The 19,193-nt window shown below is 52.5% G+C and carries 18 protein-coding genes and 2 pseudogenes; 8 read left to right on the top strand and 12 right to left on the bottom strand.

Annotation, left to right across the window (positions count from 1 at the left end):
* Both QZ279_RS07280 and QZ279_RS07275 read left to right on the top strand, forming a co-directional pair.
* The coding region (locus QZ279_RS07280; protein ID WP_293449612.1) for a hypothetical protein at positions 1 to 614 on the top strand (614 nt) is incomplete at its 5' end.
* A gap of 33 nt (positions 615 to 647) precedes the next feature.
* On the top strand, positions 648 to 1,178 hold the full coding sequence (locus QZ279_RS07275; protein ID WP_293449611.1) for an adenine phosphoribosyltransferase: 531 nt from the start codon (positions 648 to 650) through the stop codon (positions 1,176 to 1,178).
* Here the strand turns inward: QZ279_RS07275 and QZ279_RS07270 are convergent.
* From QZ279_RS07270 to coxB, 10 genes are all read right to left on the bottom strand, one after another.
* A complete protein-coding gene (locus QZ279_RS07270) occupies positions 1,175 to 2,593 on the bottom strand; it encodes an FAD-binding oxidoreductase (protein ID WP_293449609.1) in 1,419 nt (472 codons plus the stop codon). The two genes, QZ279_RS07275 and QZ279_RS07270, sit on opposite strands and share 4 nt — an antisense overlap.
* Positions 2,594 to 2,618: 25 nt before the next feature.
* Positions 2,619 to 3,203 (bottom strand): GNAT family protein, encoded by a 585-nt coding sequence (locus QZ279_RS07265; RefSeq protein WP_293449607.1) that lies wholly within the window; start codon positions 3,201 to 3,203, stop codon positions 2,619 to 2,621.
* On the bottom strand, positions 3,203 to 4,465 hold the full coding sequence (locus tag QZ279_RS07260; protein WP_293449605.1) for a pitrilysin family protein: 1,263 nt from the start codon (positions 4,463 to 4,465) through the stop codon (positions 3,203 to 3,205). Before QZ279_RS07260 ends, QZ279_RS07265 begins: the two co-directional genes overlap by 1 nt.
* Entirely contained in the window at positions 4,462 to 5,850 is a 1,389-nt protein-coding gene (gene thrC, locus QZ279_RS07255; protein ID WP_293449614.1) for a threonine synthase, read from the bottom strand. Before thrC ends, QZ279_RS07260 begins: the two co-directional genes overlap by 4 nt.
* Positions 5,847 to 6,533, bottom strand: a complete 687-nt coding sequence (locus tag QZ279_RS07250; RefSeq protein WP_293449603.1) for an SURF1 family protein — start codon at positions 6,531 to 6,533, stop codon at positions 5,847 to 5,849. Before QZ279_RS07250 ends, thrC begins: the two co-directional genes overlap by 4 nt.
* Before the next feature lie 114 nt (positions 6,534 to 6,647).
* Positions 6,648 to 7,448, bottom strand: coding sequence for a cytochrome c oxidase subunit 3 (locus tag QZ279_RS07245; protein WP_293449602.1), 801 nt, complete (start codon positions 7,446 to 7,448; stop codon positions 6,648 to 6,650).
* Positions 7,449 to 7,468: 20 nt separating this feature from the next.
* Positions 7,469 to 8,050, bottom strand: coding sequence for a cytochrome c oxidase assembly protein (locus QZ279_RS07240; RefSeq protein ID WP_293449600.1), 582 nt, complete (start codon positions 8,048 to 8,050; stop codon positions 7,469 to 7,471).
* Positions 8,050 to 8,211: a hypothetical protein gene (locus QZ279_RS07235; RefSeq protein WP_293449598.1), complete on the bottom strand. Its 162-nt coding sequence runs from the start codon at positions 8,209 to 8,211 to the stop codon at positions 8,050 to 8,052. The genes QZ279_RS07240 and QZ279_RS07235 overlap by 1 nt, the downstream gene beginning before the upstream one ends.
* Positions 8,211 to 9,149, bottom strand: coding sequence for a heme o synthase (gene cyoE / locus QZ279_RS07230; RefSeq protein WP_293449596.1), 939 nt, complete (start codon positions 9,147 to 9,149; stop codon positions 8,211 to 8,213). Before cyoE ends, QZ279_RS07235 begins: the two co-directional genes overlap by 1 nt.
* A 74-nt stretch (positions 9,150 to 9,223) precedes the next feature.
* On the bottom strand, positions 9,224 to 10,066 hold the full coding sequence (gene coxB, locus QZ279_RS07225) for a cytochrome c oxidase subunit II (protein WP_293449594.1): 843 nt from the start codon (positions 10,064 to 10,066) through the stop codon (positions 9,224 to 9,226).
* Between the two features lie 208 nt (positions 10,067 to 10,274).
* Here coxB and tldD point away from each other — a divergent pair, with 208 nt between their 5' ends.
* The gene (gene tldD / locus QZ279_RS07220) at positions 10,275 to 11,696 is read left to right on the top strand and encodes a metalloprotease TldD (protein ID WP_293449593.1); all 1,422 of its coding nucleotides are present in this window, start codon (positions 10,275 to 10,277) and stop codon (positions 11,694 to 11,696) included.
* An 86-nt stretch (positions 11,697 to 11,782) separates the two neighbouring features.
* Positions 11,783 to 12,926, top strand: a pseudogene (gene dprA, locus QZ279_RS07215) (DNA-processing protein DprA).
* On the opposite strand, the gene QZ279_RS07210 reads toward dprA, so the two are convergent.
* Entirely contained in the window at positions 12,923 to 13,366 is a 444-nt protein-coding gene (locus tag QZ279_RS07210; RefSeq protein ID WP_293449592.1) for a hypothetical protein, read from the bottom strand. The pseudogene dprA and the gene QZ279_RS07210 overlap by 4 nt on opposite strands.
* Before the next feature lie 182 nt (positions 13,367 to 13,548).
* On the opposite strand from QZ279_RS07210, the gene topA reads away from it, so the two are divergent.
* The 4 genes from topA (at position 13,549) to QZ279_RS07190 (ending at position 18,231) form a co-directional block, all read left to right on the top strand.
* Entirely contained in the window at positions 13,549 to 16,158 is a 2,610-nt protein-coding gene (gene topA / locus QZ279_RS07205; RefSeq protein ID WP_293449590.1) for a type I DNA topoisomerase, read from the top strand.
* Positions 16,159 to 16,249: 91 nt separating this feature from the next.
* Positions 16,250 to 16,822 (top strand): L,D-transpeptidase, encoded by a 573-nt coding sequence (locus tag QZ279_RS07200; protein ID WP_293449588.1) that lies wholly within the window; start codon positions 16,250 to 16,252, stop codon positions 16,820 to 16,822.
* Between the two features lie 86 nt (positions 16,823 to 16,908).
* A complete protein-coding gene (locus QZ279_RS07195; RefSeq protein ID WP_293449586.1) occupies positions 16,909 to 17,604 on the top strand; it encodes a CoA transferase subunit A in 696 nt (231 codons plus the stop codon).
* Positions 17,605 to 18,231: a 3-oxoacid CoA-transferase subunit B gene (locus QZ279_RS07190; RefSeq protein WP_293449613.1), complete on the top strand. Its 627-nt coding sequence runs from the start codon at positions 17,605 to 17,607 to the stop codon at positions 18,229 to 18,231.
* A gap of 53 nt (positions 18,232 to 18,284) precedes the next feature.
* Here the strand turns inward: QZ279_RS07190 and QZ279_RS07185 are convergent.
* Positions 18,285 to 19,085, bottom strand: a pseudogene (locus tag QZ279_RS07185) (lytic transglycosylase domain-containing protein).
* Between the last annotated feature and the right edge of the window lie 108 nt (positions 19,086 to 19,193).

The raw sequence follows: 19,193 nt of genomic DNA, 5'->3' as shown, positions 1-19,193 counted from the left end.
GCAGTGCTGCAGCGCAGGAGTTTTTGACGACAGAAACTGCGTTAAGCGATGATCACTTCTACAACCTCGTGTCCTGCGCGGCCCCGCCTGCGGGCAAATGCGGTAAAGACCTTGTACGCTGGCCAAAAACTGCGCTGACCATTGGCATCACCAAAATGGACCGCGCCTATCTAGGTGGCAAGAAAAAGCGCGCAGAGGCTGCGTTGACACGCGCCATCGCCGAAATTAACGCCGCGGGCAGCGAAATACAATTGAAACGCGACGACGACACCCCTGATATCCCTATCCTTTTCTTAGACATCCCAGCGCGCAGCACCATCCAGAATTCAGGCTTCAAAGTGTTAAACGGAACGCCCATCTCTGGTGCAGGCGTGCGTGTTTTTGCCAAAGACGGCGTTATTCTCAAGTCCGTCATTATCTTCACAACGGGCCTCCAAAAGCGCGCTTACGAAAGTGCGATGCTTGAAGAAATCACCCAAGGTCTAGGCCTGCTCACCGACATCGGTGGTCATTACTACGAGACCCGTTCGATCTTTTCCCAATCCAGCAACGCCCTCACAAAACTGGGTACACAGGACATCATGGCCCTTGGCCGCCATTACCCGCCACGTTAGACAGCCCCTAACTTCGCAAAAGGACGCCACGCCATGAAGACAGTTCAAGATTACATTCGCACCATTCCTGACTTTCCTCACGAAGGGATCATGTTTCGCGATGTCACCACGCTTTTTTCTGATCCACGCGGGTTTCGTTTGGCAATTGATCAACTGTTGCACCCTTACGTGGGCGTGAAGATCGACAAGGTTGTTGGGCTAGAAGCACGCGGGTTCATATTGGGCGGCGCAATCGCACATCAACTCAGCGTCGGGTTCGTTCCTGTGCGCAAGGCTGGAAAACTGCCAGGCAAAGTGATTTCACAAGACTATACGCTGGAATATGGTCAAGCCACGGTTGAGCTACATGACGACGCAATCGCAGCTGGCGAAAAGATCCTTGTGATTGATGATCTACTTGCAACGGGCGGCACAGCCGAAGCTGGCATCAAGCTGATCGAACGTTTGGGCGGCGAAATTGTTGGCTGCGGTTTTATCATTGACCTACCAGAACTTGGCGGGCGCAAGCGCCTTGAAGCGTTAGGCATTGATGTAAAAGCACTGTGTACGTTCGACGGACTTTAATCCCTTAACGCCAAAACCGCGCCGGGATTCATAATTCCATTTGGATCAAGGGCGGCCTTAATCGCGCGCATCGCCGCCAGCTTTGCAGGGTCGCCGTACTTCTCAAGATCATGAGTTTTCAGGCGGCCAATTCCGTGCTCTGCACTGACAGAGCCTTCAAGATCATGCACCAGATCATGGATAACTGTTTTCACCTGATCGCGCACATCCAGATAATCCGCCCGAGTTTTTCCCGCTTCAGGAAAGATGTTGTAGTGTAGGTTGCCGTCGCCCAAATGACCAAAACAATTGATCCGCATCGGACCGAGTGCCGCAATCGCAGCACCCGCACGGGTGATGAATTCGGGGACCAAGCTGATCGGCACCGAAATATCATGCGAGGACACAGATCCGATCCGACGATTTGCTTCTGGGATATGTTCGCGCACAGACCAAAATTCAGTGCGCTGTCCCGCTGATTGCGCGATCAAACCGTCGCTCACCAAACCAGCCTCTAGCCCTGTTTCAAACAACCTCTCAAGGGCAACTTGCGGATCAAGACCGCGCACAAGGCCGACTTCGATCAACACACTCCATTCGGGGTTTTCATCGAAAGGAAGACGAATATCAGGCAAGCATTCACCAAGAAAATCAAGCCCTTGCTTGTGGATGATCTCGAACGCACTGACGCCGTCCCCAAGTTGACTACGGGCTTGCGCCAAAAGTGCGATGGCCGCTGTAGGATTGTGCACAACCATGAATGCCGTCCCCTCGCCCACCGGACGCGGGCTTAGTTTCAGCGAGGCTGCGGTGATAATTCCAAGCGACCCCTCAGCACCGACAAGCAGGTTGCGTAGATCGTAGCCAGTGTTGTCTTTGCGAAGTCGCGACAGTCCGTTCCAGATGGTGCCGTCTGGCAAAACCGCCTCAAGACCCAAGCATAAATCACGCGCATTACCGTAGCGCAGAACATTCACGCCCCCCGCGTTGGTGGCAAGGTTCCCACCGATCCGCGCAGTGCCTTCTGCCGCAAGCGATAAGGGAAACAGGCGATCGACATTCTGCGCCGCAGCTTGCACGTCGGCCAAAATCACGCCTGCTTCGACGATCATAACATTTTCTTCAGGATGCACCGACCGGATCGTATTCATGCGTTCCAATGAAAGTATAAGCGGCTGCGGACCATCAGGCGCGACCTGTCCACCAACCAAACCAGTGCCGCCGCCATAAGGAACAATTCCCACGCACGCGTCATTGGCAAGACGCACAATCATCGAAACCTGTTCAACCGATTCGGGCAATGCAAGCAACGTCTCTTTGCCCTCATAGCGCCCACGAGGTTCTTCTAGGTAACGAGGTTCCGCAATTTTAAAAATATGGTCAGGTAAGTTACTACGCAGGGCAGCCTCAAAGTCAGCTGAAACAGGGTTAAGCATGCTTTCAATTCCTTACCAGAGGTCGTTAACCAACGTCAGTGCGCCCGCGTCGGTCCATACGTAGCGCGGAATACAAAACGTGCGAGCGCCAGCGCCCGTCTATTTGTAAGTAAGCCTGCGCAACGCCTTCATATTTAAACCCTGTGCGTTCCAACAAACCACGCGAGGGTTTGTTTTCGGGCAAACATGCGGCCTCTAAACGTGACAGATCCATACGCTCAAATGCATAATGGACGATAGCTGCTATCGCTTCGCTCATATATCCATGACGCGCATATTCATGGCCAATCCAGTACCCCAAAGTCCCCGATTGCGCGGGACCACGGCGGATATTATCCAGCGTAATCGCCCCAAGCAAAGCGCCGTCACTGCGACGTTCCAAGAAAAACGGAACGGCTGTATCACCCGATATAGAGCGCTGCGCCCAGTAGACGCGGTTTGTGAAAGCCTTGCGCGTCAGGTGATTAGCAGCCCAAGACGGTTCCCATTTCGTCAGAAACTCAGCGCTATGGTATCGAAGATCAGCCCAAGCCCGAAAATCCGAATGTATCGGTGGCCGCAGGGTCAAACGCTCTGTTTCCAGACGAATTTTGCGCCGAACCCTTAACATTAAGCGGCACGTCCTACCAACATATCAGACAAAGTAGGCGCCGTATCGATGGGCCCGTATAGCGCAAGTGCGGCGGGTGCCTGCCCTGCAAGATGCGCCGCAAAATCCATAACGCCAGCGGTCGTCACCGCATCAATTTGCGCAACTGTCTCTTCCAGCGCTGGAATCCGGTTCCAGATCTGCATCAAACGCGCCAAACGTTCTGCGCGGCTTGATGGGCTTTCTAAGCCCATCAACATGTCCGCTTTCATTTGCGCAGTTGCGCGTGAAATTTCGGCATCACTCATATCATCGGCAGCACGCGCGAGTTCGGTCATCGTCAGGTTGGCAAGTTCCGGCAATTGCTCACCGCTAGTGCCCGCGTAGATCGTCGTCATACCCGTATCAGAATGCGCACCCGTTTGGGCGAAAATCGTATAGCATAGGCCGCGCTTTTCACGCACTTCTTGGAATAGCCGGCTCGACATGCCGCCACCCAAAGCAACAGAATAGACCTGCGCTGTGTAGATTTCATCGTCGCAATATCCCGGACCCTCGAAAGCCAGTGCAAAATGTGCCTGTTCAAGCGATTTAGAAACGCGACGTTCGCCCCCGTGGAATTTTGCGCCAAGTGCAATGTCTGCAACGGTGCCTTCCAACTCGCCAAATAGGCCTTCGGCTGCGCGCACAATCGCGTCGTGATCCACATCACCCGCCGCAGACAGGATCATCTGCGCAGGGCCGTAATGTTCGCTCACAAAGCGGCGCAAATCCTCACGAGAAAAACTGCGCACGCGTTCTTCTGGTCCAAGGATTGTACGGCCAATCGGCTGATCGGGATAGGCTTCGTCCTGAAGCCAATCGAAAATCACATCATCAGGTGTGTCTAACGCGTGACCGATTTCTTGCAAAATTACGCCGCGCTCAACCTCTATTTCATCTTCATCAAAAACGGGATTCAAGAGGATGTCAGAGATGACATCCAACGCCAAAGGCACATCTGCGCCAAGGACACGCGCGTAATAGGCCGTCACTTCGCGGCTTGTATAGGCGTTGATATAGCCACCAACGTCTTCAATCGCCTCAGCAATTTGCAATGCACTGCGCGTCTTGGTTCCCTTAAACGCCATGTGTTCAAGGAAATGTGCGATGCCATTCTGTTCGATGCGTTCGTCGCGCCCCCCAGCGGTGACCCAGATGCCAATAGAGGCCGATTGCAGGCCAGGCATCTTTTCAGTCACGATCCGAAAACCGTTAGAAAGGGTGTGGGTTTGGACGCTCATGTAGAAATACGCTCGCGGATTAGGGTTTGAAGGGCAGCTAAATCATTTGGCGCACGGGTCACGCGTTCTTCACGTTCAAAAAGATCCGCCATTCGCTGTGGAAGCGCAGGGCGTTCCCCAGTCGCGGCCTCAACCGCATCAGGGAATTTTGCTGGATGCGCAGTGGCCAGCGTGACCATCGGTGTACTTGTGATATGATTCTCGGCAACAGCGACGCCGATTGCGGAATGTGGGCAAAGGACCTCACCGGTTTCAGCCAAAGCGCGGGTGATCATTGCGGATGTTGTCGCCTCGTCCACCATGCCGCTATCGTAATGCGCCTTAAGCGCACCCATCGCATTTTCGGAAATCGTAAAGCCGTCGCCTTGGGACAGATCATCCATCAATCCCTTGATCGCAGCACCGTCCTTGTCGTGCGCCCAAAAAAGCGCGCGTTCGAAGTTTGACGATACTTCGATGTCCATAGACGGAGAAATCGACGGCTTAACACCCGTCTTCGTATAGGCCGCGCTTTGCATACAGCGATGCAAAATGTCGTTCTGGTTGGTCGCAATAACAAGACGATCAATCGGCAAACCCATTTGTTTAGCGATGAAGCCTGCGAAAATATCGCCAAAGTTGCCTGTCGGAACGGTAAAGCTAAACTTGCGATCAGGCGCACCAAGCGAAACGGCAGTCGAAAAATAATATACCACCTGCGCCAAAACACGCGCCCAGTTGATTGAATTTACACCCGCCAATTTCACACCGTCGCGGAATTCAAAATCGTTGAACATGTCCTTAATGCGGGCCTGACAATCGTCGAAATCCCCGTCCATCGCAATCGCATGAACGTTGCTTTCGATGGGCGTCGTCATCTGGCGGCGCTGCACTTCGGAAACGCGACCATGAGGGTACAAGATGAAAACATCGACCGCATCAAGACCACGAAACGCTTCAATCGCAGCCGATCCCGTATCACCCGAGGTTGCACCAACAATCGTCACGCGTTTGCCCGAGCGCTTTAACGCGACTTCAAACATCTGGCCGATCAACTGCATCGCAAAATCTTTGAACGCAAGTGTTGGGCCATGAAACAGCTCCATCAGGAAGTGGTTCGGCCCAAGCTGCACCAAGGGCGCGCGCGTCGTGTGACTAAATCCTGCGTATGCGCGGGTGATACAACCTTTGAATTCTTCATCCGTAAATGTGTCACCAACGAAGGGACGCATCACGCGAAAGGCAATTTCTTCGTAACTCGAACCGGACAGCGCGCGCATGTCTTGCGTACTCATTACGGGAATGGTTTCAGGCACGTAAAGACCGCCATCGCGCGCGAGGCCCGTTAGCATCGCATCCTCAAAAGAAAGAATCGGTGCCGTACCGCGTGTAGAGACGTATTTCATCGAAAACCCTTCTGCATGCTGCGTGCGCGCCATAGGAAAGCCAGTGTCATTATGAGCCAGATCACGGCCAGTGAGAACCAAGTGAGCGCGTATTGCAAATGGTCATTCGGAATGCCCACGGTGTCGACAGGAAGCGGTGACACGGGATCATTTTCCAAATTCGTCTCTCTTGCAACGATCAGAATAGGCTCAGTCTTGAGAAAGGCTGCCATTGCAGGAACATCGCGTGCGAACCAAATTTCGGCCTTAAGGTCAGGTTCGGGGATCGAGCTACCGGTTTCGTTTGGCCAATGTAGGTTGCCAGATATTTCTGCGGTGCCTAACGGGCGTGCTGCATTCTTTTGATCCACTTTTATAAACCCGCGATCCAAAAGAATCCGTCGCCCCTGGCCCGTTTCAAACGCTGATATAATTCGGTACCCTGCACCGATACGTTTTTGCGAGACAAGCACATGGATTTCGTCCGCGGTGACTGTTCCTTCAACAATAACCGGCAGAAATTTATCCCTTATCTGATCGACCTGATCTGGAAGGTTCACAGGCGTGGCTGCGATACGCAGTTCAATATCTGAAAGGATCGCTTGTTTCCATGTCAGGCGCTGCATTTGCCAAGTGCCAAGCGACACCAAAATGGCAATTCCAACAAGGCCGAAAAGAAGGGGGAGAAGGAAACGCGTCAGCATTCGTCAGGGAAACCTATCAATTGCAAAAGCGCGCAGAAGATTTATTCCGCGCGCCTTGTCTTTTGTCCTTTTGCGACGTGGGTTTCAAGTCGCAAAACACTGTAGCAAATATAGTTAGCCACCCCAGACGTAGACTGCTGCAAACAAGAACAGCCAGACGACGTCCACGAAGTGCCAATACCATGCAGCTGCTTCGAAACCGATATGGCGTTCAGGCGTAAAGTGACCGCGCTGCAAACGCAGCAAGCAGATGAACAAAAAGATTGTTCCGATCACAACGTGGAAGCCGTGGAAACCTGTCGCCATAAAAAAGTTCGCGCCATAAATATTGCCGGAGAAACCAAAGGCTGCGTGGCTATATTCGTAGGCTTGGAAACCTGTGAAGATAACGCCGAGAACGACTGCAATAATCAGACCCCACTTGGTGTCTTCACGATTGTTTTCATGCGCCAAAGCGTGGTGTGCCCAAGTCGCTGCCGCGCCAGAGCAGAGCAGGATTAACGTGTTGATCAATGGCAGGTGCCACGCGTCAAATGTTTCGATGCCGACTGGGGGCCAAACGCCGTCAACCGCGGGTGAAAGTGGGCCCATCGGGTACATTGCGTGTTTGAAAAAGCTCCAGAACCAAGCTGCAAAGAACATGATCTCAGACATGATGAACATGATGAAGCCGTAGCGCAAACCGATCTGAACGACTGGTGTGTGATCGCCAACGTGGCTTTCATCGACAACTTCAGACCACCAACCAAACATGACGTAAAGAACGCCTGCAAGACCAATAAGGAACATCCAAGGACCATTGTCATGGAACCAAATAACTGCACCAAACAGCATGATGAATGCGCCGATCGAGCCAAGCAATGGCCAGAGCGAGGGGTTTAGAATGTGATAGTCGTGATTTTTTGCGTGTGCCATGAGTCCCTCGTCGGATAGGCTTAGTTGTTATTTGTTTCGGCGGGTTGCTCAAGGGCGGCCTGTTGGACCTCCTCGGGCAAATCGATTTCGTAGAATGTATACGAAAGCGTTATCTCTTGTGTGTATTTCGCGTCACGGTCGGTGACAATCTCTGGATCGACATAGAAGGTCACGGGCATCTCAACGCGTTCGCCAGGCTGCAGAACTTGTTCTTCAAAGCAGAAACACTGAATTTTGTTAAAGAAGTACCCAGCCTGATATGGTGCAACATTGTAGCTGGCTTGCCCTGCTACAGGGCGATCTGTTGGGTTGTAAGCTTCGTAAAAGATCAAACCCGTTTCGCCGATCCGCAATTCTACTTCGCGCACCATGGGTTTGAACTCCCAAGGCATATCACGATCTTTGGACGCGTCGAACTTGATAGTGATTGTTTGGTCGAGGATTTCATCACTACCCGAGTCGGCAGTGTTAGTTATTCCGCCAAAGCCAGTGACGCGACAGAACCAATCGTAAAACGGCACCGACGCCCAAGCAAGCGCGCCCATGAAAACAACAAGCGATACCGCCTGAAGTACTGTTTTGTTTTTTGGATCCATTGCCATTAGCTTTCGGCCTCTGTGCGCGGTGGTTCATAATCGCCACGGGTAACCTTTACGATTGTCAGTCCAAAAATGATCGCAATGAATGCAGCGAGCAAGAGCCCGACGCCAAGGTTTCGCCCATAGCGGCGTGTATGAATTTCGTGTTGTTTGCCAAGTGCCATTACCAGCCCCCTAGCCCAAAACGCTGCAGAATTGCTTCAACCAGAATCGCACTGAAGTGCAGGAAAAGATACAAGAGCGAGAGCTTGAAGAAGCCGCGTTCTGCTTTAAAATTATCGGCCTCGCTTGCGTCGTCATCGCGACGAAATATATCCCATGCACCTTTAAGGAAGAGAACATTCAACACGACAGCAACCGCTAAATAGACGGGCCCACCGATAGAAGTGAATGACGTCCCAACAGCCAAAATCGCAAGTAAAACGGTATAAACAAAGATGTGGATGCGTGTTGAACGGCGACCATGTGTGACTGTCAACATTGGCACACCAGCATTGTCATAGTCTTTGCGCATAAACAGCGCGAGCGCCCAAAAATGCGGAGGCGTCCACATGAAAGTCAGGCAGAACATCAGAACCGATTCGATTGAAATCCCACCAGTTGCAACCGCCCATCCAATCATTGGAGGGAAAGCGCCAGCGGCACCACCAATAACGATATTCTGTGGTGTCCAGCGCTTTAACCACATCGTGTAAATCACAACGTAAAAGAAAATTGTAAAGCAAAGCAAACCAGCCGCAAACCAGTTGGACGCAAGCCCCAACATGACGACCGACAGGCCCGAAAGAGCAACCCCAAACGCAAGTGCTTCGCCCTCTGTCACTTGGCCAGAAGGAATAGGACGCTTTTGAGTACGCTTCATTACGGCATCGATATCAGCGTCCCACCACATGTTCAGCGCACCAGATGCGCCACCGCCAACGGCGATGAACAGAATAGACGCAAAGACGATCATGGGATGGACCGCCACTGGCGCAGCGAGCAGCCCCACCAGCGCAGTGAATACAACAAGCGTCATCACACGGGGCTTAAGCAACGCATAGAAATCGCCAAAGCTCGCTTCGGGCTCAAGGCTAGGATTGTTCAAGCTGGCGTCGCTCATCAGTGTCTCAATTCTCTCGGCCTAGATAAAAGTGTGACGCACGAGACCAACCCACGCGCCACTTACGTGCGTTTTTAGTCAGCCTTAGCGACTTTGAACGGCTGCGGCAGGCCCGCAAACTCTTCAATCGCGCCAGACAGCCATGCGTCGTAAGCGTCTTGGCTAACGACTTTCACAGTAATCGGCATGTAGGCGTGATCCTTGCCGCAAAGCTCAGAACACTGACCAAAATATATGCCTTCTTTTTCGGCAGCAAACCAAAGTTGGGAAATACGGCCTGGAACCGCGTCTTGCTTTACGCCAAACGCCGGAATGGTCCAAGAATGGATCACGTCCGCGCCCGTCAAATTCATCACAATCGTCTTGCCGATTGGAACAACAACGGCGGTGTCGGTTGCTAACAAATACTGCTCAGGTGCATAGCCATTCTCTTCTAGCTCGTCCTTCTCCAGCTTAAAGCTGTCAAATCCAAACTCGTGATCGACGTATTCATAGCCCCAATACCACTGGTAGCCCGTTACCTTGATTGTGATGTCTGCCTTTGGGATTTCCTGTTGCTTAAACAAGATAGGCAATGAGAACGCACCGATGAAAACCAAAATGACGATTGGAACGATTGTCCAAGCAATCTCGATAGGTGAATTGTGTGTAAATGTGCCCGGCGTCGGATTCGCGCGGCGGTTAAACCGAACGATGCAATAGCCCATCAAGGCAGTCACAAAAATCGTGATCGCAGTTATGATCACAAGAATCATACCATCCAGCCATTGCAAGTCACGCGCCAATTCCGTCGCTGCGGGTTGGAACGCAATGCCGCGTGGCAAAGGTTGTCCAATTACTTCCAGTGCGTCCTGTGCCATGGACGGAGTCGCCAAGAACGCTGCCAGAAGGCCGTAAAGTGTTGTTTTCATTCGCATAATACACCCTAGTGGATTGCGGCGATACGCCAGTCTATTCAGCTATCGTCAGTCTTTTTCACTCAGACGAACAAGGCGTGCCAGCCAGGCACACGCGATCCGCTGTTATTGAGGTGTTTAAAACCATATTCTTAACTGTAGATAAAGACTAAGCGTTGCGGCAAACGGACGCTTCTATAATTTAGTTCAAATATGAGAGACTGACCGCATGACGCACATTCCTTTCCGCCCATTTCAGGATCGCTTCACCCGCGAGAGCGCGCTTAAAATTTTGCGAACAGCATGCGACGGTGCCGATGACGGTGAACTATTTATTGAACGCCGTACTGCGGAAAGCCTTGTTTTTGATGATGGTAAGCTGAAGAATGCCTCCTACGACGCTTCTGAGGGGTTAGGTTTGCGCGCAGTATTAGGCGAAGTCGCGGGCTATGCACACTCGACCGAAGTGTCTGAGGCAGCGTTGTTGCGCGCTTCCGCAACAGCGCGTTTAGCTGTTGGTCACGGTGGCGGCACGTTAGCCGGTGCGCCAAGCCCTACAAATACGCGTCTGTACAAAGATAGTGATCCCATTTCCGAGGTGAATTTTTCCGCAAAAATCGACACGCTTCGAGAGATGGATGCCTTTTTGCGGGAGCTTGATTCGCGTGTTGTACAAGTCAGCGCGTCTATTGCGGCGTCCCTTCAAGAAGTGACGATACTGCGACCCTGCGGAACGGAAGTTAGCGATACCCGCCCAATGACCCGCGTAAATATATCTGTTATAGTTGAAGAAAGCGGCCGCCGTGAAAGCGGATCCGCGGGCGGCGGTGGCCGCATCTCCCTTGGCGGTTTGATCGAGGCGAGCGATTGGAAACCAAAAGCACGTGAAGCCTTGCGCATCGCCTTGGTGAATCTCCAAGCCGTCCCAGCCCCCGCAGGCATGATGGACGTTGTGCTTGGCCCCGGCTGGCCCGGTATTTTGCTACACGAAGCGGTCGGGCATGGCCTTGAGGGCGACTTCAATCGCAAAGGGTCCAGCGCATTTTCGGGCCGCGTCGGCAAACGTGTTGCCTCAAAGGGAGTTACTGTTTTGGACGATGGCACGATCCCAGATCGCCGTGGCTCGATCAACGTGGACGATGAAGGCACTCCGTCAGCCAAAAACGTGTTGATTGATGACGGTATTTTGGTCGGCTACATGCAAGACCGTCAAAACGCACGTCTTATGGGTGTTGCCCCGACAGGAAATGGACGTCGCGAAAGTTATGCACATCCACCGATGCCACGTATGACCAATACGTACATGATGGGTGGGCAAGCGGATCCTGCTGACATTTTGGCTGACCTTAAAGACGGCATTTATGCAGTCGGTTTTGGGGGCGGACAGGTCGATATTACGAACGGCAAGTTCGTGTTCTCTTGCACGGAAGCGTACCGCGTTGAGAATGGTAAAGTAGGTGCACCTGTGAAAGGAGCAACTTTGATTGGCGATGGTGCCACAGCGATGCAACAAATACGTGGACTTGGGAACGATATGGTCCTTGATCCCGGCATGGGGAACTGCGGAAAAGCAGGGCAATGGGTTCCCGTTGGCGTTGGCCAACCCACTGTAATGATTGGTGGTTTAACCGTTGGTGGAGCCAGTAGTTAAACCCAAGGAACGGAAAAAGAGATCGGCTTTACCTATCATTAACCTCGCTGCTGCTAGACATGATCTTGCAAGCAGACGGAGCAACGATGAGCGAGCAAACCCTTTCTTCCAATCACCCCCTGATCCCACCCACCACGGAAGATGAACGCGCATCGTTGCTTCGTCTCTTGCGTTCACGGCGCGTCGGCATCGCAACATTTTATCGCCTGCTCGCCGGACATGGCAGCGCTGATGCTGCTTTGAGGGTACTTCCAGAGATTGCTTCAAACGCGGGCGTGTCCAAGTATGAGCCCTGCTCTAATCAGCTGGTCATCTCGGAAATGCGCGCAGCAGAACGGGCTGGTGCGCAGATGATCTGCCGCGGCGAAACATCCTACCCTGCACTGCTCGCTGAAATCCCTGATGCCCCCCATTATTATGGTCCTGCGGAAACAATGCTGTGTTCGAACGTCCGATGATTGCAATCGTTGGCGCAAGAAATGCATCGTCGCTTGGCACAAGAATGGCCCGTGCTTTGACGCATGACTTGTCCGAAGCTGGGTACGTTATTGTCTCCGGCCTTGCGCGCGGCATCGACACTTGCGCGCATCTCGCCTCCAGCAAAGAGGGATCGATTGAAGTTCTGGCTGGTGGCGTTGATCAAATTTATCCGACTGAAAACGTAAATTTGGCCGAAACGTTGCTGAGCAAGGGCGCGTTAATGTCCGAGCAGCCGATGGGCATGGCCCCATCGCCCGTCATTTCCCAATGCGCAATCGGATTATTTCAGGTCTATGCGCCGTTACCGTCGTTGTAGAGGCCGCAGGAAAATCCGGTAGCCTGATCACAGCGCGTGGTGCATTGGATTAAGGGCGCGATGTTCTAGCCGTTCCAGGCCATCCCTTCGATGCCCGCGCGTCGGGTTGCAATATGCTCATCCGTGATGGCGCAACTCTGGTGCGCAATGCCGATGACGCCATTGCAGTCCTTGAAAGCATGCCAAAGATGGTTGTTGAAGAGGCACAAATCCATTTGCAGTTAGAAACGCCGTCCAAACCGGCACGCTCTTTATCCAGCTTCAACGCACTCCATCAAAGCATTTTGGACAGGCTTGGACCTAGCCCTGTTGCCGAAGATCAGCTCTTGCGCGATATCGGCACTGAAACACGCGAAATGGTTCCTGTGCTCACTGACATGGAGCTAAATGGTAAAATCAGGCGCTCTACAGGGGGGCTAATCAGTCGCGCTTAGTCAGTGCCTGCACAATAATCTTCGATAACAGCGCGGTAGCGACGACAAAAAGGACCGTATGCAAACCAAACGTCCGTGGGCCCGATCGCCCAATGCACAGCAACCCACGTCTCGCCCGAGCGTCGCAAGAGCGCTTGCATGGTTGTTCCGTCCATTGTGTCAGGTTCAATAGTGCCCGCTTTAAAACCCGGCGTCGCATACAAATCGATGTCACCCCCACCCGGCCTTTGCGCCTTCAACGCAGCAAACCCAAGCGAGCCTTTGACACGCAGATCATATACTAAAAACTCAACAGGCAACCCCAGTTGTTCTTCCGCATGTGCACGCACAGCATCAAGCATGGATTTACGCTCAACCGACCCGCGCGCAGGTTCGAAGTAGTCAGCCAGCGCAGGGCCACTTAAAAAAAGTGTTAGGAACAGTAGCTTTAGAAATTGCATAAAAACGCCTCGTTCAAATCGATTTCTTACAATCTAGCCCAGCCTCATACTGATTGTCTTGCAAGAAATTTCCCCCATAAAATCGCACTCTCATATGACGCGATTGACATTATGGGCTTTCCCCACACATGTATCCCACCCATAAGAAACGAAATTCACGAGTAGAGTCGTAAGGAAATTATATGCCTGTTGTTGTCGTCGAATCCCCAGCTAAAGCCAAGACAATCAACAAGTATTTGGGGCCCAACTACACTGTTTTGGCTTCATATGGCCACGTGCGTGACCTGCCACCAAAAGACGGATCGGTGGACACGGACAACGATTTTGAGATGAAATGGGAGATCGGCAATGACAGTAAAAAGCATGTCAAAGCGATTGCCGACGCCCTGAAAGACGACAATGAACTTATTCTCGCAACCGACCCCGACCGTGAAGGCGAAGCGATCAGTTGGCATTTGCAAGAAGCCCTGACCAAGCGCAAATCCATTAAGAAAGACACGCCCGTCAGCCGCGTCGTCTTCAACGCGATCACCAAGGCCGCTGTGACAGAAGCAATGAAAAACCCACGCCAAGTGGATCAACCGCTTGTCGAGGCATACCTTGCTCGTCGCGCGCTAGATTATCTTGTGGGCTTTAATCTTTCTCCGGTTTTGTGGCGCAAATTACCCGGAGCGCGTTCAGCGGGGCGTGTGCAATCTGTGTGCCTGCGTATCATCGTAGAGCGTGAAGAAGAGATTGAGGCATTCAACGCCCGTGAATATTGGTCCGTAAAAGCGCTACTTGCTACGCCACGCGGCCAGGAGTTCGAAGCGCGTCTCACAGTTCTTGGAGGCAAAAAGCTGGATCGCTATGATATTGCAAACCAAACTGCTGCGGAATTGGCCGTTCAGGCCGTTACCTCCCGTGCGTTAACGGCCGTTTCTGTCGAAGCAAAGCCCGCGGCGCGCAACCCATCTGCACCGTTCATGACATCAACTTTGCAGCAAGAGGCCAGCCGCAAGTTCGGCTTTGGCGCGCGTCAAACAATGAACGTCGCGCAACGTTTGTATGAAGCGGGTCACATTACGTACATGCGGACAGACGGCATCGACATGGCACCCGAAGCAATCACAGAAACCCGCGACGCGATCAAAGATCGTTATGGCGCAGAGTATCTGCCGAAAGAGCCACGTGTTTATAAGAACAAGGCCAAGAACGCCCAAGAAGCTCACGAATGTATCCGCCCAACCGTGCTTGAAAAAGATGCGGCCAGCCTAAAATTGAGCGAACCAGATCAACGCAAGCTTTATGATTTGATCTGGAAGCGCACGATTGCCTGCCAAATGGAAAGCGCGCGTATGGAGCGTACGACCGTTGATCTGGGATCAGATGACGGCCAAGTGCAAATGCGCGCAACTGGTCAGGTTGTTTTGTTCGACGGGTTCATGAAAGTTTATGAAGAAGGTCGCGATGACACGGTTGTAGACGAGGACGACAAACGCTTGCCACAAGTCGCCATGGGCGATCCGATGGACAAGCGTTCGATCAATCCAGAACAACACCACACACAACCCCCGCCACGTTACACAGAGGCGACGTTGGTCAAACGTATGGAAGAACTCGGCATTGGCCGTCCATCAACCTACGCGTCTATCGTAACCACGATTCAAGACCGCGAATATGTACGCAAGGACAAGAACCGCCTGTTCCCGGAGGACAAAGGCCGTATCGTTACGATCTTCCTAATGAATTTCTTCCGCCAGTATGTGGGCTATGATTTCACCGCGGATCTGGAAAGCCAGCTGGATGATGTCTCTGCGGGTGAAGCAAATTATAAGGACATTCTCAGCAAGTTCTGGCGCGATTTCCACGCGGCGATTTCTGAAACGTCTGAATTGCGCATTTCAGAAGTGCTTGATGTGCTCGACGCAGCTTTGGCGCCGCAACTTTATCCACCACGCGAAGATGGCAGTGATCCACGCATCTGTCCAAAATGTGGGCTGGGCTCTTTGCACCTAAAAACATCTCGCACGGGTGGTTTCGTGGGTTGCGGCAATTACCCCGAATGTACCTATACGCGTCCAATCGCGGGGGAAGGTGCTGAGGGCGATGAACGCGTGCTTGGCGAAGATGCGGGTGATGAAATCTGGCTGAAGTCAGGTCGTTTTGGCCCCTACGTTCAGCGCGGTGAACCAACGCCAGAGAATAAAAAGCCGCCACGTGCATCCCTGCCACGAGGCTGGGAAAAGGACAACATGGATCTCGCCAAGGCGCTGACCCTGCTTAGCCTGCCCCGTGAAATTGGCGACCATCCCGGAGGCGGCATGATCAAATCGAACTTTGGTCGTTTTGGTCCCTATATCATGCACCAAGGACCAGAAGACGCGAAACCGGTCTATGTGAACGTCAAAGACCCGAACGATGTCTTTGAAATCGGTATGAACCGCGCGGTTGAGTTGTTGGCTGAAAAGCGTGCCAACCCGGGCCGTCGTGGTGGTGGTGCTGCGGCTAAACCACTCAAAGAGCTCGGCGAACATCCAAGCGATGGCGGTCCCGTTAATGTCATGGAAGGACGGTATGGTCCTTACGTGAAATGGGAAAAGATCAACGCGACCATTCCTAAGGGGACTGAACCTGCGGATGTGACCATGGAAATGGCGGTTGAATGGATCACGGAACGTGCTGCTAAGAGTGGCAAGAAAAAAGCCGCTCCGAAAAAGAAGGCCGCAGCCAAGAAACCTGCTGCCAAGAAGCCCGCCGCAAAAAAGGCAGCTCCCAAAAAGAAAGCCGCGCCAAAAAAAGAGGCGGAGTAACGCCGTTAACTGAATTGTGAGTGGTATTTCGAAGCAAATTCTGGGAAGGCTGCATCAAATTGCAGCCTTTTTTGGTTTTTGAGGTCACGTCATGAAGTCTATGTTTACCCGCCGTAGCGCCCTGTTGGGATTGTCTGCCACGCTCGCAACGCCTGCGCTGTCACAAGTTCAGCTGCCAGAGCCAAATATTGTTGCAGGCGCACGGCGCAACGCATCTAGCTTTGTGACCCAAGACTGGCGCGATCACTTTAAAACGCTAGGCAAAGGCGTTATTGTCGCCGATACATTTTCACGCGCGCTGCACTACTGGAATTCCGAGGGCAGCGATTACCGCATCTACCCAACGTCCGTCCCTATGACAGATGAACTGACAAAACGCGGATATACCGAAATCGTACGCAAAAAGGTTGGCCCAACCTGGACCCCAACAAAAAGCATGCGCGAGCGTGATCCAACATTGCCTGAATTCATGGAAGCCGGTGCCGGTAACCCACTTGGTAGCCACGCGATGTATCTAAGTTGGCCAGCCTATTTGATCCATGGAACGCATGATACGCGCAAGATTGGCCGACGTTCGTCTTCTGGATGCATTGGTCTTTACAATGAGAAGATTGCTGAGTTGTTTGAGATTACGCCCGTCGGCACACAAGTTCGCGTCCTATAAGGTATGCCGCGACGCGGCATCTGAGATTGACTCTTCCTTGACCCATCGCCACATATTTGGACGATACCAAATAGGGGAGCAAATTTATGAAAAAGGTCTATGGCAGCGCTGCCGAGGCTCTTGAGGGCGTGTTATTCGATGGCATGTTCATCGCGTCGGGTGGCTTTGGCCTTTGCGGCATACCTGAATTGCTTTTGGATGCGATCAAGGATGCAGGAACCAAGGATTTAACCTTTGCGTCCAACAACGCAGGCGTTGATGATTTTGGCATCGGGATTTTGCTGCAAACCAAGCAAGTAAAGAAGATGATCTCTTCCTATGTCGGCGAAAACGCAGAATTCATGCGCCAGTATTTGTCTGGCGAACTTAAGTTGGAATTCAATCCACAAGGCACTTTGGCCGAGCGCATGCGCGCAGGCGGCTGTGGCATTCCCGGTTTCTACACCAAAACAGGCGTCGGCACAGTGATCGCCGAAGGCAAAGAACACAAAGATTTCAACGGCGAAACCTACATCATGGAAGAAGGCATCGTTGCCGATCTTGCCATTGTGAAGGCGTGGAAAGCAGACGCGACGGGCAATCTTGTGTTTCGCAAGACCGCACGCAACTTTAACCCACCCGCTGCAATGTGTGGCAAGGTCTGCATTGTTGAGGTCGAAGAAATCGTTCCAACAGGGTCGCTTGATCCCGACACGATCCACTTGCCAGGCATCTATGTGCACCGCATCGTTCAAGGCGATCACGAAAAGCGCATCGAACAGCGCACAGTCCAGGAGGCGTAAATCATGTGGGATCGTAATCAAATGGCCGCACGCGCGGCGCTAGAATTACAAGATGGATGGTATGTGAACCTTGGCATTGGCATCCCAACGCTTGTGTCCAACTATATTCCTGAGGGCATCGAGGTCACGCTACAATCAGAGAACGGTATGCTGGGCATGGGCCCGTTTCCGATCGCGGGCACGGAAGACGCAGACTTGATTAACGCTGGTAAGCAAACGATCACTGAATTGCCTCAGACTGCTTATTTTGACAGTGCACAGTCTTTCGGCATGATCCGTGGCGGCAAGATCGCTATGGCGATCCTTGGCGCGATGGAAGTTGCTGAAAACGGCGACCTTGCGAACTGGATGATCCCAGGCAAGCTTGTAAAAGGCATGGGTGGTGCGATGGACTTGGTCGCGGGCGTTGGTCGCGTTGTTGTTGTGATGGATCACACCAACAAACATGGCGTCAGTAAGGTTCTCAAGGAATGCACACTGCCGCTGACCGGTCAGAAGGTTGTGGACCGCATCATCACGAACTTGGGTGTTCTGGATGTTGTTGAAGGTGGTCTGAAGATCGTCGAAACAGCGGACGGCGTGTCCGAGGATGAACTGCGCGCCGCAACAGACGCGACAATCGTTTAAGGTATTGTAGGGTGCGTGATATCGCGCGCCCTACCCATTATTCGCCAAGTGTTTTATTCGCCAAGTGTTTTGAAAACACAGCCATCCGTAGCCAATTGCGGCGGTGTCACACACAGCCTGCGTGCGACTTGGAAAGCAGCCAAGACCTTGGGAACGTAATCACGCGTCTCAGAGTACGGCGGCACACCATTATTCTTACGAACAGCCCCCTCGCCCGCGTTGTAGGCCGCAAGGACCAAAACAGGATCATTGCTAAACTCTCCCATTAGCCAATTTAAGTAAGCGACCCCACCCGCAATGTTTTGTGCGGGAATGTTCACATCCTTCACGCCAAAGCGCGCAGCTGTCGGTGGCATCAGTTGCATCAAGCCCTGTGCTCCTGCGGAACTCACCGCATCTGTTTTGCCAGCTGATTCCACCGCAATCACCGCTAATACTTAAGCAGGTGAAACGCGTTTCCCAATCGTTGCCTTCAAGATTTCGATGCCATGCTTTTGGCTAATGCCGTAAAGCGTGTTCAATCTAGGCGCACGAACGCCACCACCACTTGGTGGGTTTGACAGGCGGTTCAAAGCAGCCTGATAGCGACCTGCGCTTTTATCCAGCTCCACAGGAACCGTGTCCCAGAACCACGCATAAGATCCCGTGGCTTTTGCACGCCCGGATCCAATTCCTTTCTTAGCAGGTCCGCCTATGACTGCTCCCGCTTGCGGGCCTTTCGGCGTAATTTGAATCGTAATGCGCTTGCGACTGCCCTTTTTGGGTGGCTTTTGCCGCTTGGCAGAGAATTCGGGGAATGGTTTGGGTTTTGCACCCGCAGTTTGTGCAACCGACGCCAAAGGCACAGTAAACATCAAAGCGCACACAAGCGCGGCTAGTCCAAACAAAGGGCGATAATACATGCTCAATCCAATAAACGTCTTTTGCGCTTTTGTTTGAGTATTAGGGTCAGGACTCATAAC

Source organism: Planktotalea sp., from assembly GCF_018607965.1.
Classification (GTDB): Bacteria; Pseudomonadota; Alphaproteobacteria; order Rhodobacterales; family Rhodobacteraceae; genus Planktotalea.
This window is presented reverse-complemented; position numbering and strand designations above follow the sequence as displayed.